We start from the raw sequence: 24,417 nt of genomic DNA on the forward strand, positions 1-24,417 counted from the left end.
TCGGTCAGGCCGTCCGCAGGAAGCGGTCCAGGACATGGACACCGAAGTGCAGCGCCTCCACGGGCACCCGCTCGTCCACGCCGTGGAACAGCGCCTGGTAGTCGAGGTCCGGGGGCAGCTTCAGCGGGGTGAAGCCGTAGCCGGTGACGCCGAGCCGGGAGAACTGCTTGGCGTCCGTGCCGCCCGACATGCAGTACGGCACCACGTACCCGCCGGGTGCGAACTCCTCCACCGCGGCCCGCATCGCGGCGTACACCGGCGTGTCCAGCGGCGCCTGGAGGGCCACCTCCCGGTGGGCGAACTCACACCGCACGTCCGGGCCCACCAGCTCGTCGATCGTGGCGGCGAACTCCTCCTCGAAGCCCACCAGACAGCGGCCGTCGACGTACGCGACGGCCTCGCCGGGAATCACGTTGACCTTGTAACCGGCGTCCAGCATGGTCGGGTTGGCGCTGTTGCGGATGGTCGCCTCGACCAGCCGGGCGGTCGGCCCGAGCTTCTCCAGCAGCCGGTCCACGTCGGTGAAGTCGGCGTCGATGCCGTTCAGGCCGGCGAGCCGGGTCAGGGCGGCCCGCACGGTCGGGGTGAGGCGGATCGGCCACTGGTGCTCGCCGATGCGGGTGACGGCGGCGGCGAGCCGGGTCACCGCGTTCTCCTCGTTCACCTTGGAGCCGTGCCCGGCCCGGCCGCGCGCGGTGAGCCTCAGCCAGCCGGTGCCGCGCTCCCCCGCGGCGATCGGGTAGATCTCCCGGCCGGCCCCGTCGTGGAAGGTGAACGCGCCGGACTCGCTGACGCCCTCCGTGCAGCCCTCGAAGAGTTCGGGGTGCCGGTCGGCGAGGAACCCGGAACCGTCCTCGGCGCTGGCCTCCTCGTCCGCGGTGAACGCGATGACGAGGTCGCGGCGGGGCCGCACACCCTGCCGGGCCCAGGACCGGACCACGGCGAGGATCATCGCGTCCATGTTCTTCATGTCGACGGCGCCCCGCCCCCACACGACCCCGTCGCGGACCTCGCCGGAGAACGGGTGCACGCTCCAGTCGGCGGCCTCGGCGGGCACCACGTCGAGGTGGCCGTGGACCAGGAGGGCGTCGGCGGACGGGTCGGTGCCCGCGATCCGGGTGACGACGTTGGTGCGGCCCGGGGTGCGTTCCAGCAGCAGGGGTTCCAGACCGGCCCCGGCCAGCCGTTCGGCGGCGTACTCGGCGGCGGGCCGTTCCCGGCAGTCGCCGCCGCCGCGGTTGGTGGTGTCGATGCGGATCAGGCCGGAGGTGAACTCCACGACCTCGTCCAGGGCCTGCCAATCAGCCATACTGCTCCTCCACGGCGGCGGAGACGATCGTGGTGACCGCCTTGAACGTCCTGATCCCCTCGTACATGGTGGCGCCGGTGTACGCCACCTTCCGCTCACCGGTCCGCGCCACGCCGGGGACGACGGTGGCGGCCGACGCCAGATGCTCGGCGTCGAACTCGACGGCGACCGTGAACGGGCCGGCCTCGGCGGGCTCGTGGCGGACCGCCAGCGCGGCGGCCTCCTTGGCCGCCGCGCGGATGTCCGCGGCGGTCCGGACCGGGGTCCGGCAGACGGCCGCGTACCGCGACACATGGTCCTTGACGGCGACCTTCCAAGCCTCCGGCGCGTATCCGAGCGCGTCCTCGCAGGCCACGTCGTCGCCGGTGACGAGGACGACGGGGACGCCGTACTCGGCGACGACGTGCGCGTTGAGCAGACCCTCGCTGGCGCGGACGCCGTTCAGCCACACGCCGGTGATCTGGTTGGCGAGGTAGGTGTGGGCGAGGACGCCCGCCATGCCCGCGCCCGCGTGGTAGCCGACGAACGCGATGCCGTCCACGTCGCCGTGCTGGACGCCCTCCACCATGGACAGCGCCTTGTGCCGGCCGGTGAGCATCTCGACCCGCTCGTCGAGCCGCTCCAGGAGGAGGTTGCGCATGGTCCAGTGGGCCTCGTTGACGAGCACCCGGTCGGCGCCGCCGTCGAAGAAACCTTCCACGGCGGCGTTCACGTCCGAGGTGAACATCGTCCGGCACCGCTCCCACTGCGGCGTCCCCGGCAGCACGTCGGCGGGCCAGGTGACCCCGGTGGCCCCCTCCATGTCGGCACTGATGAGGATCTTCATCTCCGTCACGTTACGCGCCGGGCGCCGGTCGGGCTACGACCCGGGCACGCTCACGCGCCTGCCGAGGGCCGCCGGGTCCCGGTCAGGCGCCCGCGAGGACGAACCAGCGGGCGGGCAGGTCGATGCGGGTGCCGTCCGCGAGGTACTCGGTCTGCGGCAGGGCCGTCCCGCCGTCGGCCAGGACGGTCAGGCCGGCCTCGGTGAGCAGGCGCGGGATCTCGTCGTCGTCGGCGTCGGCGGGCTTGAGCCCGTGGTGGAAGACGCGCTGGAGCTTGGGCGGCGGGCCGGCCGGTTCGGACGCCGCGCGCCGCAGGACGTCCCGGGAGGCGGAGGTCAGTTCCACCACGAACGCGCGGCCCTCGGCGCCGATGAGCCGGGCGACGGCGGCGGCCACCGCGGGACGGGCGGCCGGCTCGCTCTGGTGGATGACGGCCCGCATGTAGACGTTGGTGTCGCCGAGCCGCTCGTGCAGGGCGTGTACGGCGTCGGTGTCGGTGAGGTCGAGCTGCTGGAACTCGACGTTGTCCGTGTGCGCGGCGCGGCGGGCGTGCGCCACGGCGGCGTGCGAGAGGTCGACGCCGACGGCGTGGGCGAACCGGGTGGCCAGGTAGTGCGTCTGGGTGCCGTTGCCGCAGCCGAGGTCGACGATCGTACGTGTGGCGTCGGCGTACGGCAGGAGCAGTTCGCTGTGCGGTGCGGCGCTCAGGGAGGGGTCGGCGTCCCATATCGCCTCGCCCCGGGTGTCAGAGGTTTCGCTCCAGTAACTTTCCCAGGCGTTCCGGTAGTCGGTCGAGACGTTCATGCGATCTCCCCACGGTTCGGTTCCGTGATCGGGATATCGCGGCGGCCCGGAGCGGGGCAAGAGCCTGGAGGCCACCTTCACGAGATGTACGGGCCCCGGTCGTCCCGCGAGGCGCGCGGCCCTGCGCGCGCCTCGCGGGTCAGGCGGTGCCGGTGAGGGCCTGTTCGAACCAGACGGTCTTGCGGTGCCCGCTGGCGCTGGCGCCCCACTCCCGGGCGAGCCGGCTGACCACGCGCAGCCCGCGGCCGCACTCGTCGTAGGGGCCGGCGCTGATCAGGCCGGGCAGGGCGGGTTCGTCATCGGTCACCTCGAACAGCAGGGCGTCGGTGCGGACGACCCGCAGCCCGATCAGCGCACTCCCCGCATGCCGGACGGCGTTGGTGACGACCTCACTGACCAGCAGTTCCGCCGTCTCCACGGCGTGCTCCAGGCCCCAGTGCAGCAGCCGTTCACGGACCAGTCGGCGGGCCCGGGCCACCCCGCGCGGGTCGGCGTCGAGCCACCACTCGGCGACGTCGTCGTCGGGGATGCCGTTGAGGCGGGCCATGAGCAGGGCGACGTCGTCCTTGCGTCCACCGCGCGTGTTGAGGGCACGGATGATCGTGTCGCAGGCGTCGTCCATGGAGGCGGCGGGGTGGGCGGCGGACTCGCAGAGCGCGGCCATGCCCTCGCCGATGTCGGAGCCGCGCACCTCGACCAGGCCGTCGGTGCACAGCACCAGCCGGTCGCCGGGCGCGACCTTGACCCGGGACACCTCGAAGGGGACCCCGCCGACACCGATCGGCGCACCGGTGGGCAGTTCGAGCAGCTGACTGCCGCCGTCCTCGGCACGGACCAGCACCGGCGGGATGTGACCGGCGTTGGCGAGGGTCAACTCGCCGCGGATCGGGTCGTAGACGGCGTACAGGCAGGTGGCGAGGTAGGTGTCCCCGAGCCGGCGGGCCAGGTCGTCGAGATTGCGCAGGAGCTGGGCGGGCGGGGTCTCCATGGCGGCCATGGTCTGCACGGCGGTGCGCAACTGGCCCATCATCGCGGCCGAGTTCAGGCCGTGGCCCATGACGTCGCCGACGACGAGGGCGGTGCGGGAGCCGGGCAGTTTGATGCTGTCGAACCAGTCGCCGCCGATCCGGCCGAGCCGGGCGCCGGGCAGGTAGCGGGTGGCGACGTCGCAGCCGGCCATCCGCGGGGAGACCTGCGGCAGCATGCTGTCCTGGAGGGTGTCGGCGACGTTCTCCTGGTAGGTGTACATGCGGGCGTTGTCGAGCACCAGGCCCGCGCGGGCGGCGAGTTCGGCGCCGGTGGTGCGGTCCATGTCGTCGAACTGCGGCCGGTCGGGGCGGCGCATCAGCACCATGAAGCCGAGGACGACGTTGCGCGCCTTGAGCGGGACGATCAGCAGGGACCGGCCGCCGATGAGCGGCCTGAGGTCGCGCTTCTCGAACTCGCCGGCGATGCGCTCGGACAGCTCCTCGGTGACCCGTGGGACGAGCACCGGCTCACCGCTGTCCATGCAGCGGTAGAACGGGGTGTGCTCGGGGAAGGCGAACGCCTCGCCGACCGGCACGGTGTCGTCCCAGCGGCCCGGTTCGTCGTTGTGCTCGACCCAGACGCGGAACATCACGGTGGTGGCGTCCGGCGGTCCGTCCGGGAAGCCCTCGCCGGCCAGCACGGCGGCACGCAGATGGGTGCCTGCGAAGTCCGCGAACCGGGGTACGGCGGCGCTGGTGACCTCGCGGATGGTCTCGCCGAGGTCGAGGGAGGAGCCGATGCGGGAGCTGACCTCGTTGAGGAACTCCAGCCGCTCGCGGACGGCGGCGTACTCCAGGTCCTCCTCGGCGCCGGCCGGGACGCGGACCACCGGTGTCCGGTCCAGCGGTGCGACGGCTTCGGCGCGGGCGCGTCCGGCGCGGCGGGGCACGCCCCAGTACGGGGTGACGGGCACCCGCTCGAACTGGCTGAACTCCAGCACGGGATAGCCGAGTTCGAGGACCTGGGAGACGATGCGGGCGCTGAGTCCCGGGCCCATGCTGGGCAGGATCTCGGGCAGGCGCCGTTCGAGCTCCTCGAAGGCGGGCAGTTCGGTGTGGCGGGCGAAACCGGGCGAGATGCGTTCGGCCGTCTCGTCGTCGTAGCCGCGTTCGTCGCGCAGCCGGGTGGCGTCGGCGGCGAGCACGAGCAGCCGGGAGGAGCCCGGCCCGACCAGCGGGTAGGCCCACCACAGCACGTCCAGCCGCTCGGCGTCCGGGTCCTGCCGGGGCGGGACCAGCCGGGCCCGGCCCGCGGTGGCGTAGCCGGTGTGGCCGCCGAGCGAGGTCTCCAGGTCGGGGCCCGGCCCGTCGTACGCCTCGTACGCGTCGGGCAGGGCGCCGGCGTGCGGGTCGCCCGCCTCGTACGCGTCCGGCATCGCGGCGCGCAGGTCGTCCGGCAGGGCGCCGGAGACGGGCAGCAGGTCCGTCACGGGATGCCCGACGGCCTCCTCCCGGCCCACGCCGAACAGGCGCCGCGCGCCGCTGCTCCAGTGGGACACCACTCCGGCGCGGTCGACGACGACCACGGCCAGCGGGATCCGGCCCGCCGCGGCGTCACCGGTGCCGTGCCCGGGGACGGTGTCCCGCTCGCTGCCACGGTCCATGGCCCAGGCCCTCTCTCCCCACGGCTGTACGCAGAACGATCTGTGCCGCCCGCCACCACGGTAAGGCGACGGCCGGTCGCGATGTGCGGCAATCCTGGAATTGATGTCACCGGATCGCACCGGCGCGCGGCCCGCCGCCGCACGTGCGCCCCTCAGTCCTCGTGCCCGAGCTGGAGGTCCCGTTCGGTGCGTCCGCCGCCCGCGACCTGCAACACCGTGGCGACCGGCGGGTAACCGGCGGCGATGACGGTGTACTCGCCGGAGGAGAGGTCCACGAACCGGAAGGTTCCGTCGGCTCCGGTGGTGAGGGTGTCGACGACGTTCCCGGCGGCGTCGAGCAGTGTCACGCGCGCGTCCTCCACGGCCCGTCCGCCGCTGGCCCGCACCGTGCCCTTCAGCACGGCGCCGCCCGCCAGTTCGATGTCCTGCCGGGTCTCGCGGGATGCCTGCACGGTGACCGGGAGGGCGGCGGGCCGGAAGACGGGGGCGCTGGCGGCGAGGGTGTACTCGCCGGCGACCAGCTCGGTGATCACGTAACCGCCCTCGCGTCCGCTGCGGGTCGCGGCGACGACCTCGCCGTGCACGTTGGTCAGGGTGACGGTGGCGTCGCGGACGGGGGTGCCGTCGGCGGTGAGCACGCTGCCGGCGAGGCGTCCCGCGCCGCCGAGGACTACGTCGAGTTCGACGGGGCGTTCGCCGACGGTGACGGAGACGGCCTGCGGCTGATGGCCGCCGGCGGCGGCGATCAGCACGTACGACCCGGAGCCGGGCGTGCCGAGGGCGTACCGCCCGTCGTCGCCGCTGGCGCCCCGCCCGATCTGCCGGCCGGTCACGTCGATGAGGGTGAGGGCGGCGCGGGGCACCACGGTGCCGTCGGGGTGCTGCACGGTGCCGCAGACCGGGATGCCGGCGGTGTACGGCGAGCGGGACGGGGCGGGGGTCCCCGCGCCCGGCGGCTGGTGGCGGGCCTGCGGGACGGGGGCGGTCACGGACACGGGGTCCGTTCCGGCGGCGTTGTGGGACACCAGTGGTTTCTCCTTGAGGAAGAAGGCGATCAGCAGGCCGAGGACGAGCACCGGCACGAGGTACAGGAAGATCCGCGGCATCGCGTCGGCGTAGGCGCGGATGTAGGCGTCGCGCAGCGCCGGGGGCAGCGCGTGGACGAGCTGCGGGGTGAGGGAGTCAGCGTCGGGCAGCCCGGTGCCCGCGTGCGGGGGCAGCCGGTCGCGCAGGGCGTCGGTGAGCCGGCCGGCGAAGAGGGTGCCGAAGACGGCGGCGCCGACGCTGCCGCCGATCTGCCGGAAGTAGTTGTTGGCGCTGGTGGCGGTGCCGAGGTCGGCGGGGCGTACGGAGTTCTGCACGGCGAGGACGAGGACGGGCATCACCAGGCCGATCCCGGTGCCGAGGACGGCCATCCAGATGCTGTAGTGCAGCCGGGGCGTGTCGGTCTCCAGCCGGGACAGCAGCCACATGCCGACGGCGGAGACGGCGCTGCCGAGCACGGGGAAGATCCGGTACCGGCCGGTGTGGCTGATGAGCTGTCCGCCGATGACCGAGGCGCCGACGATGCCGGCCATCATGGGCAGCATCAGCAGCCCGGACTCGGTGGCGCTGGCCCCGTCGACCATCTGGAGGAAGGTCGGCAGATAGCTGGCCGCGCCGAACAGGGCGACGCCGATCACCAGGCCGACCAGGCCGCTGGTGACGAAGACGGAGTCGCGGAACAGCCGCAGCGGGATGAGGGGTTCGGCGGCGAAGTGCTCGGCGACGAGGAAGAGGGCGGTGGCGGCGAGGGCGCCGGCGGCGAGGCCGAGGATCTGCCGTGAGTCCCAGGCGTACTCGGTGCCGCCCCAGCTGGTGAGCAGGACCAGGCAGGTGGACGCGGTGGCGAGCAGCAGGGCGCCGGGCAGGTCGAGGCGGGCGCGGACCCGCGGCCGGGGGAGCCGGAGGACGGCGGTGACGACGGCGAGGGTGACCAGGCCGAAGGGGACGTTGACGTAGAAGCACCAGCGCCAGGAGAGGTGGTCGGTGAAGTAACCGCCGAGCAGCGGGCCGGCGACGGAGGCGAGGCCGAAGACGGCGCCGATCAGGCCCATGTACCGGCCGCGTTCCCGGGGCGGCACGATGTCGGCGATGATCGCCTGCACGCCGATCATGAGGCCGCCGGCGCCGACACCCTGGAGTGCCCGGTAGGCGATGAGCTGGTCCATGGTCCCGGCCCGGCCGGCGAGGGCGGAGCCGAGGACGAAGACGGCGATGGCGAACTGGAAGACGCCCTTGCGGCCGACCAGGTCGCCGAGCTTGCCGTAGAGGGGCAGGCCGATCGTGGAGGTGAGCAGGTAGGCGGTGATCGCCCAGGACATCCGGTCCAGGCCGTGCAGTTCGCCGACGATCTTCGGCAGCGCGGTGGCGACGATCATCTGGTCCAGCGCGGCCAGCAGCAGGGCCAGCATCAGTCCGAGGAACACCAGGCGGACCCGGCGGGGGGCGAGTGCGGCGAGGGGCGGGGCGGCGCTCTCCTGGCCGGCGGCGTGCCCCTCACCGGCGATGTGTCCCTCGCCGGCGGTGCTCGTCCTGCCGGCAGCCGGTGCCACGACCGCCTCGTGCTGCACCAGTGTCGTCCCGCCCACGTACCGCTCCCCTCGTCACGCCTGTCACATTTCCCGCGTATGGCGACAACTGCGAACAACTGCGGCGAGTTACGGCACCACCCGGGGCCGGGGGGAGATCCACCCGAACCGGTGAAGGGGTCAACACCCCTTCACCGTCCGGGTCTTGGGGCTACTTCTCGACCTCGGCGGCGAGGTTGGCGAGGAGGGCGTCGTAGATCCGGCCGAGGCCCTTGGGCGCGAAGGTGCGCTCGAAGAAGCCGCCGACGCCGCCGGCGCCCTGCCAGGTAGTGGTGACGACGACCCGGGAGCCGCCCTCGCCGGCCGGGGTGACGCGCCAGGTGGTGACCATGGAGGAGTTGCGGTCCTTCTCGACCAGTTCGCCGTCGGTGGGCTCGGTCACGTCGAGGAGGCAGTCGCGCACGCGCTTGCTGGTGGCCTGGAGCTTCCAGTGGACGACAGTGCCCTCGCCGTCGCCTCCCTCGCGCACCTCGTACTCGCTGAAGTGCTCGGGCAGCAGCTTCTGCCGGGTACCGCGGTAGTCGGCGAGGGCGTCGAACACCTTCTCCGCGTCCGCCGCGACGACCCGCTCCGTAGTGGCCTCGACCTGCGCCATTGCTTCCTCCAGGACCTGGTTGCTCGGGGGTGGGGGCAAGCCAACCACCCCGGCACCCGGCCGCCCAAATCGGGGTGCGCACGATCATGGGAACATGTGTTCTATTCTGTGGCCAGTGCTACCGAGGAGGCGTCATGCGCTGGGAGAACCTCACCGTGGAGTCCGGCCCGCCCGGGGAGCCCGCCGAGCACGGCCGGGCCGCCGACGCGGCACTGTTCGGCGCGGACTCCGTCACGACGCGTACGTTCGACACGCCGGAGTTCCGTGGGATCACCTTCCACGAGGTCCGGGCGCGCTCGGTGCTGAACCGGGTGCCGGGCGCCTCGCGCATGCCGTTCGAGTGGACGGTGAACCCCTACCGGGGCTGCACGCACGCGTGCGTCTACTGCTTCGCCCGCCGGACGCACGGCTATCTGGACCTGGACACCGGCATCGGCTTCGACACCCAGATCGTCGTCAAGGTCAACGCGCCGGAGGTGCTGCGCCGCCAGCTCGCCTCCCGCCGCTGGCAGGGCGACCATGTCGCGATGGGCACGAACGTCGACTGCTACCAGCGTGCCGAGGGCCGCTACCGGCTGATGCCGGGCATCATCTCCGCCCTCACCGACCACGCGAACCCGTTCTCCGTCCTCACCAAGGGAACGTTGATCCTGCGCGACCTGGACCTGCTGGTCCGGGCGGCCCAGGTGACGGACGTGGGCATCTCGGTCTCCGTCGGCTTCCTGGACACCGAGCTGTGGCGCACGGTGGAGCCGGGCACACCCGCGCCCGAACGCCGGCTTGACGTGGTACGGACCCTCGGGGAGCACGGCATCGGCTGCGGCGTGCTGATGGCGCCGGTGATCCCGTTCCTGAGCGACGCCCCGGCCCAGCTGCGGGAGACCGTACGGGCGATCGCGGCGGCCGGTGCCACCTCGGTCACGCCGCTGGTGCTCCATCTGCGCCCGGGCGCCCGCGAGTGGTTCGCGGCCTGGCTCGGCCGGCACCACCCGCACCTGGTGGGGCGGTACGAGCGGCTGTACGTCGAGGGTGCCTACGCGCCCCGCTGGTACCAGCGCCGGATCACCCGTCAGGTGCACGAGCTGGCCGAGGAGTACGGCATCGGGCCCACGCGCGCGGGGCGGGCCCGCCGGATCCGTCCGGCGCCCGCACCGCCCCCGGCCGGCCCGGAACCCACCCAGCTCACCCTCATGTGAGCACGTCCGGGGCGTTAGGGGGATCCCCCGGCCCAATCGGGTCAAGTATCGCCGGAACGCGTTCCCGGGGGGCCCGGCGCCGGGACGATGCGGCCAGAACCGTGAGCCTCGCGGTCCGCCGACACCTCCGTCCCGGGAGGACCCACATGAGACACCGCGCAGCCGTGCTGTGCGCAGCCGCCGCCATGGTGGCGGGCTCGGTCACCGCCGTTCCCGTCCGGGCGGCCACCAACGCTCCCGTGCCGGGACTCTCCTGGCGCGCATGCGGCACCAGCGACCACCCAAGGCTCCAGTGCGCGTCCCTGAAGGTCCCCCTGGACCACGCGGACCCGTCGGGCCGGCAGCTCACCCTCGCCCTGTCCCGCGTCCCGCACACCGCGCGGACCTCCCAGGGCCCCCTGCTGGTCAACCCCGGCGGCCCCGGCGGCAGCGGGCTGACGCTCGCCGGTTTCGTCGCCTCGGCGCTGCCGCGCAGCGTGGCGTCCCGGTACGACGTCATCGGGTTCGACCCGCGCGGCGTCGGCGCCGGCGACCCGGCCCTGAACTGTGCGCCCGGCCACTTCAGGGCGGTGCGCCCGGACACCGTGCCGGCCACGCCCGCGCTGGAACGGGCCGGCCTGGAGCGGGCGCGGTCCTTCGCCGCCGCCTGCGGCCGTACGTACGCCGGCGTGCTGCCGTACATCGACACCCTGAACACCGTCCGGGACCTCGACTCCGTCCGGCAGGCCCTGGGCGCGCCGAGGATCAGCTACTTCGGCTACTCGTACGGCACCTACCTCGGCGCGGTCTACGCGAAGCTCTACCCGCGGCGGGTCCACCGGCTGGTGCTGGACTCGGTCGTCGACCCGGCCGGCGTCTGGTACGAGGACAACCTCGGGCAGGACTACGCCTTCGACGGGCGCCACCGGGCGCTCATGGCCTGGATCGCCCGGCACGACGCCGCGTACGGGCTCGGCCGGGATCCCGCGAGGATCGAGGCCGCGTGGTACGCGATGCGGGCCGCGCTGGCGCGGACACCGGCCGGCGGCAAGGTCGGCGCCGCCGAACTGGAGGACACCTTCGTCCCCGGCGGCTACTACAACGGCTACTGGCCCTACCTGGCCGAGGCGTTCGCGGCCTACGTCCACCACAAGGACACCGGGCCGCTGGTGGAGGCGTACGAACACCTCGCCGCCGTGGACGCCTCCGGCGACAACGGCTACAGCGTCTACACGTCCGTGCAGTGCCGGGACGCCCCCTGGCCGCGTTCCTGGAACCGGTGGCGCGCCGACACCTGGAGGGTGTACGCGAAGGCGCCCTTCATGGCCTGGAACAACGCCTGGTACAACGCGCCCTGCGCGTTCTGGCCGGTCGCCGCGCGGCAGCCGGTGGACATCACCAACGGCGAGCTGCCGCCCGCGCTGCTGTTCCAGGCGACGGACGACGCGGCCACGCCGTACTCCGGCGGTGTCACGGTGCACCGGCTGCTGGCCGGCTCCAGCCTGGTGGTCGAGGAGGGCGGCGGCAACCACGGCGTGACGCTGAGCGGCAACGCCTGCCTGGACAGGTACCTGGCCGCGTATCTCGCCGACGGCACGGTGCCGCGCGGCGGCGGCCCGGCCGACGCGGTCTGCGCGAAGTCGCCGGACCCGGAACCGCTCACCACCAAGGCGGCGTGGACGTCGTCCCGCGGCTCGGCACTGCACGGCCTGCTGGGCTTCCGCCGCTAGCGACCGCCGGGGCTCGCCGGGGTGCCGGCGGCGGCATGGGGCACCATGAGGGCATGAGTGACCCGGTTCGTACCGCCGCCCCCGGCGGGTTCGCCGAGCGGCTCGTGGGCGCCCTGACGGTCCGCGAGATGACCCTCGCCGACTGCGGCCGCGTCTCCGAGATCCGCGTACGGGGCTGGCAGCACGCCTACCGGGGGCTCATGCCGGACTCCTACCTCGACGGACTGGACGTCGCGGCCGACGCCGAGCGGCGCCGGGACCGGTTCGCCGAGGGGGACGGCTCCGTGGTGAACCTGGTCGCCGAACGGGACGGCCGGGTGCTGGGGTGGGCGGCGCACGGGCCGTACCGGGACGGCGACGCGCCCGCCCTGGACGCCGAGTTGTACGCGCTGTACGTCGATCCGGCGCACCTCGGCGGCGGGATCGGCCGGGTCCTGCTGGCCGCGGCGGTCGAGCGGTGCCCGGGGTATCCGCGCATGCTCCTGTGGGTGCTCCGGCACAACACCTCGGCCCGCCGCTTCTACGAGCGCGCCGGATTCCGGCCCGACGGGGCCGAGGAGCCGTTCGAGGTGGACGGCACCGCCGTGTCCGAGGTGCGGTACGCGGCCACGCTGGGCGGCTGACCCGGCGTCACCCCGGTCATCTGCGCTGCTGTTCCGGGATCCGGGCCAGCGCGTGCACCGCCGCCTCGGCGAGCGCCGGATGGGCCATGGCCTCGTTCAGCACCCGGCGGGCGCGGGCGTCGCCGAGCGCGCCCAGGCCCTCCACACAGGCGAGGGCGACCTTGCGGTAGGGGTCGTGCGGGCGCAGCCGCCGCTCCAGGGTGGTGATCAGCGCGGGCACGGACTCCGGGGCGCGCAGGGCGGCCAGGAGCCGTACCGGGTGCAGGGCGTAGGCGACGCGCAGCTCGTTGGTGGCCAGGGCGGCGGCGGCCCGGGCGGTGCGCGGGTCGCCGAGCCGGGCCAGGGCGTGGGCGGCGGAGGCGCAGCGCGGCGGGTCGCGGTGGTTGAGGAGCAGCACGAGGGACTCGAAGGCGCGCCGGTCGCCGGCGAGGCCGAGGCGGAAGGCGGCCAGTTCCCTGGCCCACAGGGGCTGTCCGGGCGCGGTGAGCACCTCGGCCAGTTCGGCGTGGTCCCGCGTGGCCCTCAGGCGGTCGAACGCCGGCGTGCCGCCCGACTCCTGCCGTAAGCGCTCGGTGAGCGATCGCAACTCTTGGTCCACGAGGTCCAGCGTAGGCGGGTCGTGGCGGCCGGGGGAGGTACATCACACGGTCGGTTTCCCCCGGGGGCTGGCGCGCTCGTTACCGGCCGGTTAAGCTCATACGAGCGAGTAACCCTCTTGCTTATCCGCCGACGACGGTCTGGTGACGCGGCCGTCGACGGTGCAGTCGGTTCGGTACGCCATGTGTACCGCAGTACGACCCGGCTCCGGGACAGGGCCGGTCGACGTTCCGCCGCTCCCGGGCGTGTGCACGCCCGCGGCACCGGCAGCACCGGGCGTGTGCGCTCGCAGCCCGGAAACACCCGCACTCCTCCTCGCACCGTGGTGCGCCCTTCCGGCGCACCCGGGGCGCTCCTCGTCGTCACCCCTCATTCCTGGAGTCCCGCGATGGCCACTCCCCTGTCCCCCCAGCCCGGCACCCCCGTGTCCCCGTTCCGGACGGTCGCCGTGGTCGGCCTCGGCACCATGGGCACCGGCATCGCCGAGGTCCTCGCCAAGGCCGGCCGCGAGGTGATCGGCATCGACATCAGCGAGGCCCGCACCGCCCGGGCCCTGGCCGACCTCGAGGCCGCCACCGACCGGGCCGTGGCCCGCGGCCGGCTCACCGCCCAGGAGCGCACCGACGCCCTGGCCCGGGTGCGCACCGCCACCGACCTCGGCGCGGCGGCCGACGCCGACCTCGTCATCGAGGTGGCCCCGGAGTCGTACGAGATCAAGCAGCAGATCTTCGGCGAACTGGACGGCATCGTCCGCCCGGAGACGATCATCGCGACCGGGACGAACGCGCTGTCCGTGACCCGGCTGGCCGCCGGCTCCGCCCGCCCGGAGCGCGTGCTCGGCCTGCACTTCTTCAACCCGGCGCCGGCGATGCGGCTGGTCGAGGTCGTCTCCTCGGTGCTCACCGCGCCGCAGGCCGTCGCCGCCGTCACCGACTTCGCGATCGAGCTGGGCAAGGAGCCGGTCGCGGTCGGCGACCGCCCCGGTTTCGTCGCGGACGGGCTGCTCTTCGGCTACCTCAACCAGGCCGCCGCGATGTACGAGGCGAAGTACGCCTCCCGTGAGGACATCGACGCCGCCATGCGGCTGGGCTGCGGCCTGCCGATGGGCCCCCTCGCCCTGCTGGACCTGATCGGCGTCGACACCGCGCGGACGGTCCTGGAGGCCATGTACGCCGAGTCCCGGGACCGGCTGCACGCCCCCGCCCCCATCCTCAAGCAGCTCAGCGAGGCGGGTCTGACCGGCCGCAAGTCCGGGCGCGGCTTCTACACCTACGAGGCGCCGGGCAGCGCGACGGTGGTGCCGGACGCGACGAGCCCGGCCGGGGACGGTGCGCTCGCCCCGGGCCGTACGGTCCGCTCCGTCGGTGTCGCGGGCTCCGGCACCATGGCCTCCGGCATCGCCGAGGTGTTCGCCAAGGCGGGTTACGACGTCGTGCTGGCCGCCCGCAGCGAGGAGAAGGCCCAGGCCGCCAAGGCCCGGATCGGCAAGTCGCTGGCCCGCTCCGTCGACAAGGGCCGGCTGACCGCGGAGGCCGCCGCGCAGGTCCTGGACCGGATCACCCCGGCGGGCTCCTACGACGCCTTCGCCGATGTCGACCTGGCCGTCGAGGCGGTCGCAGAGGACCTGGAGGTCAAGCGGCAGCTGTTCGGGACGCTGGACAAGGTGTGCAAGCCGGGCGCGGTGCTGGCCACCACCACCTCCTCGCTGCCCGTCGTGGCCTGCGCCCGCGCCACCTCGCGCCCGCAGGACGTGATCGGCATGCACTTCTTCAACCCGGCCCCGGCCATGAAGCTGGTCGAGGTCGTGCGCACGGTGCTGACCGCGGACGACGTGCACGCGACGGTGCGCGAGGTGTGCGGCCGGATCAGGAAGCACGCGGTCGACTGCACGGACCGGGCGGGCTTCATCGTGAACGCGCTGCTGTTCCCGTACCTCAACAACGCGATCAAGATGGTGCAGGAGCACTACGCGACGCTCGACGACATCGACGCGGCGATGAAGCTCGGCGGCGGCTACCCCATGGGCCCGTTCGAACTGCTGGACGTGGTGGGCCTGGACGTCTCGCTGGCCATCGAGAAGGTGCTGCACCGCGAGTTCCGCGACCCCGGCCTCGCCCCGGCCCCGCTGCTGGAGCACCTGGTGGCCGCGGGCTGCCTGGGCCGTAAGACGGGCCGCGGCTTCCGCGAGTATGCCCGCCGCTGACGGCGCCGGCGACCTGACCCGCGCGGACACCGACTGGGGCGGGCTGCTGGATCCCGGCGTGTTCGCGCCGCCCGCGCGGCGCCGGGTCCCCCCGCCCTCCCGGACCGGCGGGCCCCCGCCCTCCCGCGGCGGGGGAACGCCCGCACCTGCGCACCGGACCGCGCCCATGCAGTACGTTCGGGTCATGTCGCAGTCCGCCAGGTCCTCCCGTACACCCGCCGCACCCGACGCGCCGGAGAGCGCCGCGGGCAGCCGTGCCGCCGCCCAGCGGCTCAAGATGCGCCGCGAACTGGCGGCGGCGGCCATGGAGCTGTTCGCGACCAAGGGGTACGAGGCGACCACCGTCGACGAGATCGCGGCCGCCGCCGGGGTCGCCCGCCGCACCTTCTTCCGTCACTTCCGTTCCAAGGAAGAGGCGATCTTCCCGGACCACGACGACACCCTGGTCCGCGCGGAGGCGGTGCTGAACGCCGCCCCCGCGCACGAGCACCCGCTCGACACGGTGTGCCGCGGCATCAAGGAAGTCATGAAGATGTACGCGGCGCGGCCGGAGATCTCGGTCGCCCGCTACAAGCTCACCCGCGAGGTGCCCACCCTGCGCGAGGCCGAGATCGCCTCTGTGGCCCGTTACGAGCGGCTGTTCACCCGCTATCTGCTGGGCCACTTCGACGAGCACGCGCACGCCGACGACGCCAACGACGACCCGTTGCTGGCGGAGGTCGCCGCCTCCGCCGTGGTGACCGCCCACAACCACGTCCTCAGGCGCTGGCTGCGGGCGGGCGGCCAGGGCGACGTGGAGGCGCAGCTGGACCACGCGTTCGCGATCGTGCGCAAGACCTTCGGCAGCGGTATCGGAGCCGGCCGCGGCCCGGCCGGGCAGGCCGCGCAGGCGGCTCCCGCCGCCCCGGCGGCGGTCTCCGCGCACGGCGAGGTCCTGGTGACGGTCGCCCGCACCGACGCTTCCCTGGACGAGGTCATGCGGACCATCGAGGAGGCGCTGAAGGAGCGCTGACGGCACGCACACGCTGTGCGGACGGCCACCCTCCGGGGTGGCCGTTTTGGCGCGTCAGGGGCCGTTTTCGGGGAGATTTCAGGGGCCGTTCGATCGATCATCGCTCATTTGTTACGTAAAGATTTCATCTGAGAGCAAGTTCTGGCACTCAGTGCCTTGTCACCTGACACGCGGTGTCATACGTTGAAGAGGTCCGGGCGGCCGGCGAGCAGCGACCAGACGCTCGCCGGCTGTCCCCGCAAGCCCCCTGGCCTGCGCGCCCGGACGCCTGCGTCACAGGCACCCTCCCGCGCCACAAAGCGCTGCCGAAGCACCACCGAGCCGAACCGACGGCACACCCGAAAACCCTCAGCAGCACTCCTCTCAGCAACACCGACGAATCCCCAGCGCCCCGCCCTCAGGGCGCTCACCGCCGGAGGCAATACCGTGACCGTGAAGGACATCCTGGACGCGATCCAGTCGAAGGACGCCACGTCCGCCGACTTCGCCGCTCTGCCGATCCCCGAGTCGTACCGCGCGATCACCGTGCACAAGGACGAGACGGAGATGTTCGCGGGCCTCGAGACCCGCGACAAGGACCCGCGCAAGTCGATCCACCTCGACGAGGTTCCCGTGCCCGAACTGGGGCCCGGGGAGGCCCTGGTGGCCGTCATGGCCTCCTCGGTGAACTACAACTCGGTGTGGACCTCGATCTTCGAGCCGCTCTCGACGTTCGGCTTCCTGGAGCGCTACGGCAAGGTCAGCGAGCTGACCCGCCGCCACGACCTGCCGTACCACATCATCGGCTCCGACCTGGCGGGCGTCGTGCTGCGCACCGGCCCGGGCGTGAACGCCTGGAAGCCGGGCGACGAGGTCGTCGCGCACTGCCTCTCGGTCGAGCTGGAGTCCTCCGACGGCCACAACGACACGATGCTCGACCCCGAGCAGCGCATCTGGGGCTTCGAGACCAACTTCGGCGGTCTCGCCGAGGTCGCGCTGGTCAAGTCCAACCAGCTGATGCCCAAGCCGGACCACCTCAGCTGGGAGGAGGCCGCGGCCCCGGGCCTGGTCAACTCCACCGCCTACCGCCAGCTGGTCTCCCGCAACGGCGCGGCGATGAAGCAGGGCGACAACGTGCTGATCTGGGGCGCGAGCGGCGGCCTCGGCTCCTACGCCACGCAGTTCGCGCTGGCCGGCGGCGCCAACCCGATCTGCGTCGTCTCCAGTGACCAGAAGGCGGACATCTGCCGCTCGATGGGCGCCGAGGCGATCATCGACCGCAACGCCGAGGGCTACAAGTTCTGGAAGGACGAGAACACTCAGGACCCCAAGGAGTGGAAGCGCTTCGGCAAGCGCATCCGCGAACTCACCGGCGGCGAGGACATCGACATCGTCTTCGAGCACCCCGGCCGCGAGACCTTCGGCGCGAGCGTCTACGTCACCCGCAAGGGCGGCACCATCACCACCTGCGCCTCGACCTCGGGCTACATGCACCAGTACGACAACCGCTACCTGTGGATGTCGCTCAAGCGGATCATCGGCTCGCACTTCGCCAACTACCGCGAGGCCTGGGAGGCCAACCGCCTCATCGCCAAGGGCAAGATCCACCCGACCCTGTCGAAGGTCTACTCCCTCGAGGACACCGGCCAGGCGGCGTACGACGTCCACCGCAACCTGCACCAGGGCAAGGTCGGCGTGCTCTGCCTCGCCCCCGAGGAAGGCCTCGGCGTGCGCGACGAGGAGATGCGGGCCAAGCACATCGACGCCATCAACCGCTTCCGGAACATCTGAGGGCCTTAGATGACAGAGCGTCAGAAGGACCGTCCGTGGCTGATGCGGACGTACGCCGGCCACTCGACGGCCGAGGCGTCCAACGAGCTGTACCGGCGCAACCTCGCCAAGGGCCAGACCGGTCTGTCGGTGGCGTTCGACCTGCCGACGCAGACCGGCTACGACTCCGACCACATCCTCGCCCGCGGCGAGGTCGGCCGGGTGGGCGTGCCCGTCGCGCACCTCGGTGACATGCGCCGGCTGTTCCAGGACATCCCCCTGGAGCAGATGAACACCTCGATGACGATCAATGCCACCGCCATGTGGCTTCTGGCGCTCTACCAGGTCGTCGCCGAGGAGCAGGGCGCGGACATCACCGAGCTCCAGGGCACGACGCAGAACGACATCGTCAAGGAGTACCTGTCCCGGGGCACCCATGTGTTCCCGCCGGGACCGTCGCTCCGCCTGACGACGGACATGATCGCGTACACGGTCTCCCACATGCCCAAGTGGAACCCGATCAACATCTGCAGCTACCACCTCCAGGAGGCCGGGGCCACGCCGGTGCAGGAGATCGCGTACGCGATCTCCACGGCGATCGCCGTCCTGGACGCCGTCCGCGACTCCGGCCAGGTGCCCCGGGAGCGCATGGGCGACGTGGTGGCCCGCATCTCCTTCTTCGTGAACGCGGGTGTCCGCTTCGTCGAGGAGATGTGCAAGATGCGGGCGTTCGGCCGCATCTGGGACGAGGTCACGCGCGAGCGGTACGGCATCGAGAACGCCAAGCAGCGCCGGTTCCGGTACGGCGTCCAGGTCAACTCGCTCGGCCTGACCGAGGCACAGCCGGAGAACAACGTCCAGCGGATCGTGCTGGAGATGCTGGCCGTGACCCTGTCCAAGGACGCACGCGCGCGTGCCGTGCAGCTGCCGGCCTGGAACGAGGCTCTCGGCCTGCCCCGCCCCTGGGACCAGCAGTGGTCGCTGCGCATCCAGCAGGTGCTCGCCTACGAGAGCGACCTGCTGGAGTACGAGGACATCTTCGAGGGCTCGAAGGTGATCGAGGCGAAGGTGGACCAGCTGGTCGGGGACTCCCTCGCGGAGATCGACCGCATCCAGGAGATGGGCGGCGCGATGGCCGCCGTGGAGTCCGGCTACCTGAAGTCGCAGCTGGTCGCCTCGCACGCCGAACGCCGGGCACGGATCGAGTCCGGCCAGGAGAAGATCATCGGCGTCAACGTCTTCCAGGGCACCGAGCCGAACCCGCTGACCGCCGACCTGGACACCGCCATCCAGACGGTCGACCCGGAGGTCGAGGCCCGCGTCGTGAAGTCCCTGCGGCACTGGCGCGACACCCGCTACCAGCCGCCCTTCAACCATCCGCGCCCCTGCAAGGCGCTGGAACGGCTGAAGGAGGCCGCCAAGGGCACGGGCAACCTGATGGAGGCCACCCTGGAGTGCGCCCGCGCCGGCGTCACCACCGGCGAGTGGGCGGGCGCCCTGCGCGAGGTGTTCGGCGAGTACCGGGCGCCCACCGGGGTCTCCTCCGCGCCGGTGGCCGTCACCGCCGAGGCCGGCTCGGCGCTCGCCGGGGTCCGCGCCAAGGTGGACGCCACCGCCCGCGAGCTGGGCTCCGGCAAGCTGCGCTTCCTGGTCGGCAAGCCGGGCCTGGACGGGCACTCCAACGGGGCCGAGCAGATCGCCGTGCGCGCCCGTGACGCCGGGTTCGAGGTGGTCTACCAGGGCATCCGGCTCACTCCGGAGCAGATCGTCGACGCGGCCCTGGCGGAGGACGTCCACGCCGTGGGCCTGTCGATCCTCTCCGGCTCCCACGCCCAGCTGGTCCCGGACGTGCTCCAGCGGCTGCGTGTGGCCGGTGCCACAGATATACCGGTGATCGCAGGTGGCATCATCCCGAACGGTGACGCCGAACAGCTCAGGGCCGCCGGTGTGGCCGCGGTGTTCACCCCGAAGGACTTCGACATCACCGGGATCATCGGCCGCATCGTCGACGAGATCCGGAAAGCGAACAAGCTCGACCCCCTGGAGGTCCCCGCATGACCGTCAACCGTCTGCGTCCCCGCCGCTCCTGCCTGGCGGTCCCGGGAAGCAACCCGCGCTTCCTCGAGAAGGCGCAGGGCCTCCCGGCGGACCAGGTCTTCCTGGACCTGGAGGACGCGTGCGCGCCGCTGGCCAAGCCCGAGGCGCGGCACACCATCGTCAAGTTCCTCAACGAGGGCGACTGGACGGGCAAGACCCGGGTGGTCCGCGTCAACGACTGGACGACCGAGTGGACGTACCGCGACGTCGTCACGGTGGTCGAGGGCGCGGGCCCGAACCTGGACTGCATCATGCTGCCCAAGGTGCAGAACGCCCAGCAGGTCGTCGCGCTGGACCTGCTGCTGACGCAGATCGAGAAGACCATGGGCTTCGAGGTCGGGCGGATCGGCATCGAGGCGCAGATCGAGAACGCGCAGGGCCTGAACAACGTCAACGAGATCGCGCAGGCCTCCGGGCGCATCGAGACGATCATCTTCGGCCCGGCCGACTTCATGGCGTCGATCAACATGAAGACCCTCGTGGTGGGCGAGCAGCCGCCCGGCTACCCGGCGGACGCCTACCACTACATCCTGATGAAGATCCTGATGGCCGCCCGCGCCAACGACCTCCAGGCGATCGACGGCCCCTACCTCCAGATCCGCAACGTCGACGGCTTCCGCGAGGTCGCCGGCCGGGCCGCCGCGCTCGGCTTCGACGGCAAGTGGGTGCTGCACCCCGGCCAGGTGGACGCCGCCAACGAGGTCTTCTCGCCCTCCCAGGAGGACTACGACCACGCCGAGCTGATCCTGGACGCGTACGACTACTACACGTCCGAGGCGGGCGGCAAGAAGGGCTCGGCGATGCTCGGCGACGAGATGATCGACGAGGCCAGCCGCAAGATGGCCCTGGTCGTCTCCGGCAAGGGACGCGCCGCCGGCATGCAGCGCACCAGCAAGTTCGAGATCCCGGAGGGCTGAGCGCGATGCAGTTCGGACGCACGTACGAGGAGTTCGAGGTCGGGGCGACGTACAAGCACTGGCCGGGCAAGACGGTCACCGAGTACGACGACCACCTGTTCTGTCTCCTCACCATGAACCACCACCCGCTCCACATGGACACGAACTATGCGGAGAGCACGACGGACTTCGGCAAGAACGTCGTCGTGGGCAACTACATCTACTCCCTGCTACTCGGCATGTCCGTCCCGGACGTCTCCGGCAAGGCGATCGCCAACCTGGAGATCGAGTCGCTCAAGCACGTGGCGCCGACCTTCCACGGCGACACGATCTACGGCGAGACGACCGTGCTCGACAAGTGGCCCTCGAAGTCGAAGAACGACCGCGGGATCGTCCACGTCGAGACCAAGGGCTACAAGCAGGACGGCACGCTCGTGTGCGTGTTCCGCCGCAAGGTGATGGTGCCGACCGAGACGTACATCAAGGAGCGCGGCGGCGAGCAGCCCGGCCGCCCGGAGCTCGAGCAGCAGGAGAAGTAAGCCATGGCCCGTCTCGCCCAGACCGCCGGTCTGACCGACGTCCAGCAGGAGATCCTCTCCACCGTCCGGGACTTCGTCGACAAGGAGATCATCCCGGTCGCGACCGAGTTGGAGCACCGCGACGAGTACCCGCAAGCGATCGTGGACGGCCTGAGGGAACTCGGCCTGTTCGGACTCATGATCCCCGAGGAGTACGGGGGCCTGGGCGAGTCGCTGCTCACCTACGCGCTGTGCGTGGAGGAGATCGCCCGCGGCTGGATGTCGGTGTCCGGCATCATCAACACCCACTTCATCGTCGCGTACATGCTCAAGCAGCACGGCACGCAGGAGCAGAAGGACCACTTCCTGCCGCGCATGGCGGCCGGCGACATCCGCGGCGCGTTCTCGATGTCGGAGCCGGGACTGGGCTCCGACGTGTCGGCCATCACCTCCAAGGCGGTGAAGGACGGCGACGAGTACGTCCTGAACGGCCAGAAGATGTGGCTGACGAACGGCGGTACGTCCTCGCTCGTGGCCGTCCTCGTCCGCAGTGACGAAGGACACCCCGAGGGCACGGCGCCGCACCGGTCGATGACCACCTTCCTGGTCGAGAAGGAGCCGGGCTTCGGCGAGGTCCGCCCGGGCCTCACCATTCCCGGCAAGATCGACAAGATGGGCTACAAGGGCGTCGACACCACCGAGCTGATCATGGACGGCCTGCGCGTACCGGCCGACCGGGTGCTCGGCGGGGTCACCGGCCGAGGTTTTTACCAAATGATGGACGGCGTGGAGGTGGGTCGCGTCAACGTGGCGGCACGCGGCTGCGGCGTCGCTCAGCGCGCCTTCGAACTGGGTGTCCGCTACGCCCAGCAACGTCACACTTTCGGCAAGCCGATCGCCCAGCACCAGGCCATCCAGTTCAAGCTGGCGGACATGGCCACCAAGGTCGAGGCCGCGCATGCGATGATGGTCAACGCGGCGCGCAAAAAGGACTCCGGGGAGCGAAACGACCTGGAAGCGGGCATGGCGAAGTACCTGGCCTCCGAGTACTGCAAGGAGGTCGTGGAGGACGCCTTCCGGATCCACGGCGGCTACGGCTTCTCCAAGGAGTACGAGATCGAGCGCCTCTACCGCGAGGCCCCGATGCTGCTCATCGGTGAAGGTACCGCCGAGATCCAGAAAATGATCATCGGGCGCAGGTTGCTCGAAGAGTACCGCTTCCAGGGCTGATTGTCCGGGTACGGGGTGTTTTCTCCGAGAAGAAGATCACACCCCGTGAACGGGCTTCAGCCGCCGACTCGACTGCCTGGCTTGCCCAGTTGTGGCCCGCGACCGGTACGATCCCGGAAAGCCGCCGTCCCCCGTCAGAGCGCGGCATCATCCGCTACGAAGGTCATCCATGCCCCACAGCCAAACCTCTGCACACCGCGACAGCCTGGTAGGCGCACGCCTCGCGCGCGGAGCATCGCCGTGGCTTCTCCCGACCGTCGCCACCGCAGCCCTCAGCCTGGTCCGCGCCCGCCGCTCGGGCGCCGCCAAGGCCGTCGCAGTGCCCGTCACCGCGCTCGCGGCGGGCATGCTGTGGTTCTTCCGCGACCCCGAGCGCGAGATCGCGCAGGGCCGGGTCATCTCGCCCGCCGACGGTGTGGTGCAGAGCATCATGCCGTGGAAGGACGGACGCACCCGCGTCGCGATCTTCATGAGCCCCCTCAACGTCCACGTCAACCGCGCGCCCCTCGCGGGCACCGTGACGTCGGTCGAGCACATCCCCGGCGGCTTTGTTCCTGCTTTCAACAAGGAGAGCGAGAACAACGAGCGCGTAGTCTGGCATTTCGACACCGAACTCGGCGACATCGAGATGATCCAGATCGCCGGCGCGGTGGCCCGCCGCATCGTGCCCTACATCCCCGAGGGCACGAAGGTCGAGCAGGGCGACCGTATCGGTCTGATCCGCTTCGGCTCGCGTGTCGACCTCTACCTGCCCGAGGGCGTGGAGGTCGCGGTCGAGGTCGGACAGAAGACCGTGGCTGGGGTGACTCGCATTGACCGTGATTGATCCGGAGACCCAGGCGGGCTGGGTGCCAGAGGCCGACGACGTGGACGACGACGAGGAGATGCCCCTCTCTCTGCGGCTGTCGATAGCGGACACACTGACGCTGGGCAACGCCACCTGCGGGTTCATGGCGGTGTACTTCACCACCACTGGCATCCTGATCCCGCACCTCACCGGCAGCCAGGAATCCGGCATGGCCCGCCACAGCGCGGCCACGGCGGTCATCCTGATGCTCTGCGCGGCGGTCTTCGACCTGTGCGACGGCCTGGTGGCACGCAAGCTGCGCTCTTCCCCCATGGGCGCCGAGCTGGACAACCTGTCCGACCTGATCAGCTTCGGACTCGCCCCCGCCTACTTCGTGCTCGTCTACGGCATGGTCGCCGACGACGCGCACCAGCGGGTGGCGGCGGTGGGCGCGATCGTGGTGCTGCTGGCGGTGGTGCTGAGACTTGCCCGGTTCAGCTGCGTGACGCTGAAGGACGGCATGTTCCAGGGCATGCCCTCGCCGTTCGGCGCGCTGACGGTCGTCTCGATCGTGCTGCTGGAGCTGCCGTTCGTGGCGACGCTGCTGGCGATCCTGGGGACGGCGTGGCTGATGGTGAGCCGCGTGGAGTACCCCAAGCCGCGGGGCCGCCTCGCCGGCGCGATGCTCGGCTGGATCGTGCTGTCGATGGGGCTCCTGGCCGCGTGGGCCTTCGACGCCCCGAGCGGACAGCTGCTGCTCCAGACGGGCTGCGCGCTCCAGCTGGTCATGGGCGCGGTGATCCCGCTGTTCGCCACGGCCCGACGGGTGAACAACTTCCGCGACAACCGGCGCGAGGCGCGGGCGACGCAACTGCCGTGACGTCCCGCCGAAAGGGCCCCGGATCCGACGAGGATCCGGGGCCCTTCGCTGTGTGCCGGGGCGGTCACCGAGGCGAGCCCCCGGGGCTTCCGCCCCGGATCCCGCCTCGCCCGACTGGACAGGCCA

General features: G+C 71.7%; 19 protein-coding genes. 12 read left to right on the forward strand and 7 right to left on the reverse strand.

What is annotated here, in order from left to right; all coding sequences use genetic code 11:
- Positions 1-4 precede the first annotated feature (4 nt).
- The 6 genes from ABZ117_RS29775 to ABZ117_RS29800 form a co-directional block, all read right to left on the reverse strand.
- The gene (locus ABZ117_RS29775) at positions 5-1,309 is read right to left on the reverse strand and encodes a M20/M25/M40 family metallo-hydrolase (protein ID WP_356825077.1); all 1,305 of its coding nucleotides are present in this window, start codon (positions 1,307-1,309) and stop codon (positions 5-7) included.
- Positions 1,302-2,135: a M55 family metallopeptidase gene (locus ABZ117_RS29780; RefSeq protein ID WP_356825079.1), complete on the reverse strand. Its 834-nt coding sequence runs from the start codon at positions 2,133-2,135 to the stop codon at positions 1,302-1,304. Before ABZ117_RS29780 ends, ABZ117_RS29775 begins: the two co-directional genes overlap by 8 nt.
- 82 nt (positions 2,136-2,217) lie before the next feature.
- Positions 2,218-2,937 (reverse strand): class I SAM-dependent methyltransferase, encoded by a 720-nt coding sequence (locus ABZ117_RS29785; protein ID WP_356825081.1) that lies wholly within the window; start codon positions 2,935-2,937, stop codon positions 2,218-2,220.
- Between the two features lie 139 nt (positions 2,938-3,076).
- Complete coding sequence (locus ABZ117_RS29790) at positions 3,077-5,569, reverse strand: SpoIIE family protein phosphatase (RefSeq protein WP_356825083.1); 2,493 nt, start codon at positions 5,567-5,569, stop codon at positions 3,077-3,079.
- 152 nt (positions 5,570-5,721) lie between these two features.
- On the reverse strand, positions 5,722-8,199 hold the full coding sequence (locus tag ABZ117_RS29795) for an MFS transporter (protein WP_356825085.1): 2,478 nt from the start codon (positions 8,197-8,199) through the stop codon (positions 5,722-5,724).
- 151 nt (positions 8,200-8,350) lie between these two features.
- The gene (locus tag ABZ117_RS29800) at positions 8,351-8,794 is read right to left on the reverse strand and encodes an SRPBCC family protein (protein ID WP_356825129.1); all 444 of its coding nucleotides are present in this window, start codon (positions 8,792-8,794) and stop codon (positions 8,351-8,353) included.
- Positions 8,795-8,928: 134 nt separating this feature from the next.
- On the opposite strand from ABZ117_RS29800, the gene ABZ117_RS29805 reads away from it, so the two are divergent.
- From ABZ117_RS29805 to ABZ117_RS29815, 3 genes are all read left to right on the forward strand, one after another.
- Positions 8,929-9,990 carry an Rv2578c family radical SAM protein gene (locus ABZ117_RS29805; RefSeq protein ID WP_356825087.1) on the forward strand — a complete coding sequence of 354 codons (1,062 nt, stop codon included), beginning with the start codon at positions 8,929-8,931 and terminating at the stop codon, positions 9,988-9,990.
- 146 nt (positions 9,991-10,136) lie between these two features.
- Complete coding sequence (locus tag ABZ117_RS29810; RefSeq protein WP_356825089.1) at positions 10,137-11,699, forward strand: alpha/beta hydrolase; 1,563 nt, start codon at positions 10,137-10,139, stop codon at positions 11,697-11,699.
- 53 nt (positions 11,700-11,752) lie between these two features.
- Positions 11,753-12,322, forward strand: a complete 570-nt coding sequence (locus ABZ117_RS29815; protein ID WP_356825091.1) for a GNAT family N-acetyltransferase — start codon at positions 11,753-11,755, stop codon at positions 12,320-12,322.
- 16 nt (positions 12,323-12,338) lie between these two features.
- Here ABZ117_RS29815 and ABZ117_RS29820 read toward each other — a convergent pair whose 3' ends face one another.
- On the reverse strand, positions 12,339-12,920 hold the full coding sequence (locus ABZ117_RS29820) for an adenylosuccinate lyase (protein ID WP_356825093.1): 582 nt from the start codon (positions 12,918-12,920) through the stop codon (positions 12,339-12,341).
- 387 nt (positions 12,921-13,307) lie between these two features.
- Between ABZ117_RS29820 and ABZ117_RS29825 the strand changes: the two genes are divergently transcribed.
- The 9 genes from ABZ117_RS29825 (at position 13,308) to pssA (ending at position 24,291) form a co-directional block, all read left to right on the forward strand.
- Positions 13,308-15,122 carry a 3-hydroxyacyl-CoA dehydrogenase family protein gene (locus tag ABZ117_RS29825; protein WP_356825095.1) on the forward strand — a complete coding sequence of 605 codons (1,815 nt, stop codon included), beginning with the start codon at positions 13,308-13,310 and terminating at the stop codon, positions 15,120-15,122.
- A gap of 184 nt (positions 15,123-15,306) precedes the next feature.
- A complete protein-coding gene (locus tag ABZ117_RS29830) occupies positions 15,307-16,134 on the forward strand; it encodes a TetR family transcriptional regulator (protein WP_356825097.1) in 828 nt (275 codons plus the stop codon).
- 432 nt (positions 16,135-16,566) lie between these two features.
- Positions 16,567-17,904 (forward strand): crotonyl-CoA carboxylase/reductase, encoded by a 1,338-nt coding sequence (gene ccrA, locus ABZ117_RS29835; protein ID WP_356825131.1) that lies wholly within the window; start codon positions 16,567-16,569, stop codon positions 17,902-17,904.
- A 9-nt stretch (positions 17,905-17,913) separates the two neighbouring features.
- Positions 17,914-19,941 (forward strand): protein meaA, encoded by a 2,028-nt coding sequence (locus ABZ117_RS29840; protein ID WP_356825099.1) that lies wholly within the window; start codon positions 17,914-17,916, stop codon positions 19,939-19,941.
- Positions 19,938-20,897: a CoA ester lyase gene (locus tag ABZ117_RS29845; RefSeq protein WP_356825101.1), complete on the forward strand. Its 960-nt coding sequence runs from the start codon at positions 19,938-19,940 to the stop codon at positions 20,895-20,897. The genes ABZ117_RS29840 and ABZ117_RS29845 overlap by 4 nt, the downstream gene beginning before the upstream one ends.
- A 5-nt stretch (positions 20,898-20,902) precedes the next feature.
- Complete coding sequence (locus ABZ117_RS29850; RefSeq protein ID WP_356825103.1) at positions 20,903-21,415, forward strand: MaoC family dehydratase; 513 nt, start codon at positions 20,903-20,905, stop codon at positions 21,413-21,415.
- A 3-nt stretch (positions 21,416-21,418) separates the two neighbouring features.
- On the forward strand, positions 21,419-22,624 hold the full coding sequence (locus ABZ117_RS29855; protein WP_356825105.1) for an acyl-CoA dehydrogenase family protein: 1,206 nt from the start codon (positions 21,419-21,421) through the stop codon (positions 22,622-22,624).
- 169 nt (positions 22,625-22,793) lie between these two features.
- Positions 22,794-23,450, forward strand: a complete 657-nt coding sequence (locus ABZ117_RS29860) for a phosphatidylserine decarboxylase (RefSeq protein WP_356825107.1) — start codon at positions 22,794-22,796, stop codon at positions 23,448-23,450.
- 22 nt (positions 23,451-23,472) lie between these two features.
- A complete protein-coding gene (gene pssA, locus ABZ117_RS29865) occupies positions 23,473-24,291 on the forward strand; it encodes a CDP-diacylglycerol--serine O-phosphatidyltransferase (RefSeq protein ID WP_356825133.1) in 819 nt (272 codons plus the stop codon).
- The last annotated feature ends 126 nt before the right edge of the window (positions 24,292-24,417 follow it).

Origin of the sequence: Streptomyces sp. NPDC006309, assembly GCF_040613095.1 — a bacterium.
Classification (GTDB): Bacteria; Actinomycetota; Actinomycetes; order Streptomycetales; family Streptomycetaceae; genus Streptomyces.

What these genes read in the sequence shown, in the direction of transcription:
- ABZ117_RS29805 (WP_356825087.1), top strand. Translation starts at nt 8,929, where the DNA reads ATGCGCTGGGAGAACCTCACCGTGGAGTCCGGCCCGCCCGGGGAGCCC.
- ABZ117_RS29800 (WP_356825129.1), bottom strand. Translation starts at nt 8,794, where the DNA reads ATGGCGCAGGTCGAGGCCACTACGGAGCGGGTCGTCGCGGCGGACGCG.
- ABZ117_RS29855 (WP_356825105.1), top strand. Translation starts at nt 21,419, where the DNA reads ATGGCCCGTCTCGCCCAGACCGCCGGTCTGACCGACGTCCAGCAGGAG.
- ABZ117_RS29775 (WP_356825077.1), bottom strand. Translation starts at nt 1,309, where the DNA reads ATGGCTGATTGGCAGGCCCTGGACGAGGTCGTGGAGTTCACCTCCGGC.
- ABZ117_RS29785 (WP_356825081.1), bottom strand. Translation starts at nt 2,937, where the DNA reads ATGAACGTCTCGACCGACTACCGGAACGCCTGGGAAAGTTACTGGAGC.
- ABZ117_RS29845 (WP_356825101.1), top strand. Translation starts at nt 19,938, where the DNA reads ATGACCGTCAACCGTCTGCGTCCCCGCCGCTCCTGCCTGGCGGTCCCG.
- ABZ117_RS29860 (WP_356825107.1), top strand. Translation starts at nt 22,794, where the DNA reads ATGCCCCACAGCCAAACCTCTGCACACCGCGACAGCCTGGTAGGCGCA.
- ABZ117_RS29780 (WP_356825079.1), bottom strand. Translation starts at nt 2,135, where the DNA reads ATGAAGATCCTCATCAGTGCCGACATGGAGGGGGCCACCGGGGTCACC.
- ABZ117_RS29830 (WP_356825097.1), top strand. Translation starts at nt 15,307, where the DNA reads ATGTCGCAGTCCGCCAGGTCCTCCCGTACACCCGCCGCACCCGACGCG.
- ABZ117_RS29825 (WP_356825095.1), top strand. Translation starts at nt 13,308, where the DNA reads ATGGCCACTCCCCTGTCCCCCCAGCCCGGCACCCCCGTGTCCCCGTTC.
- ABZ117_RS29815 (WP_356825091.1), top strand. Translation starts at nt 11,753, where the DNA reads ATGAGTGACCCGGTTCGTACCGCCGCCCCCGGCGGGTTCGCCGAGCGG.
- ABZ117_RS29840 (WP_356825099.1), top strand. Translation starts at nt 17,914, where the DNA reads ATGACAGAGCGTCAGAAGGACCGTCCGTGGCTGATGCGGACGTACGCC.
- ABZ117_RS29790 (WP_356825083.1), bottom strand. Translation starts at nt 5,569, where the DNA reads ATGGACCGTGGCAGCGAGCGGGACACCGTCCCCGGGCACGGCACCGGT.
- ABZ117_RS29850 (WP_356825103.1), top strand. Translation starts at nt 20,903, where the DNA reads ATGCAGTTCGGACGCACGTACGAGGAGTTCGAGGTCGGGGCGACGTAC.
- ABZ117_RS29810 (WP_356825089.1), top strand. Translation starts at nt 10,137, where the DNA reads ATGAGACACCGCGCAGCCGTGCTGTGCGCAGCCGCCGCCATGGTGGCG.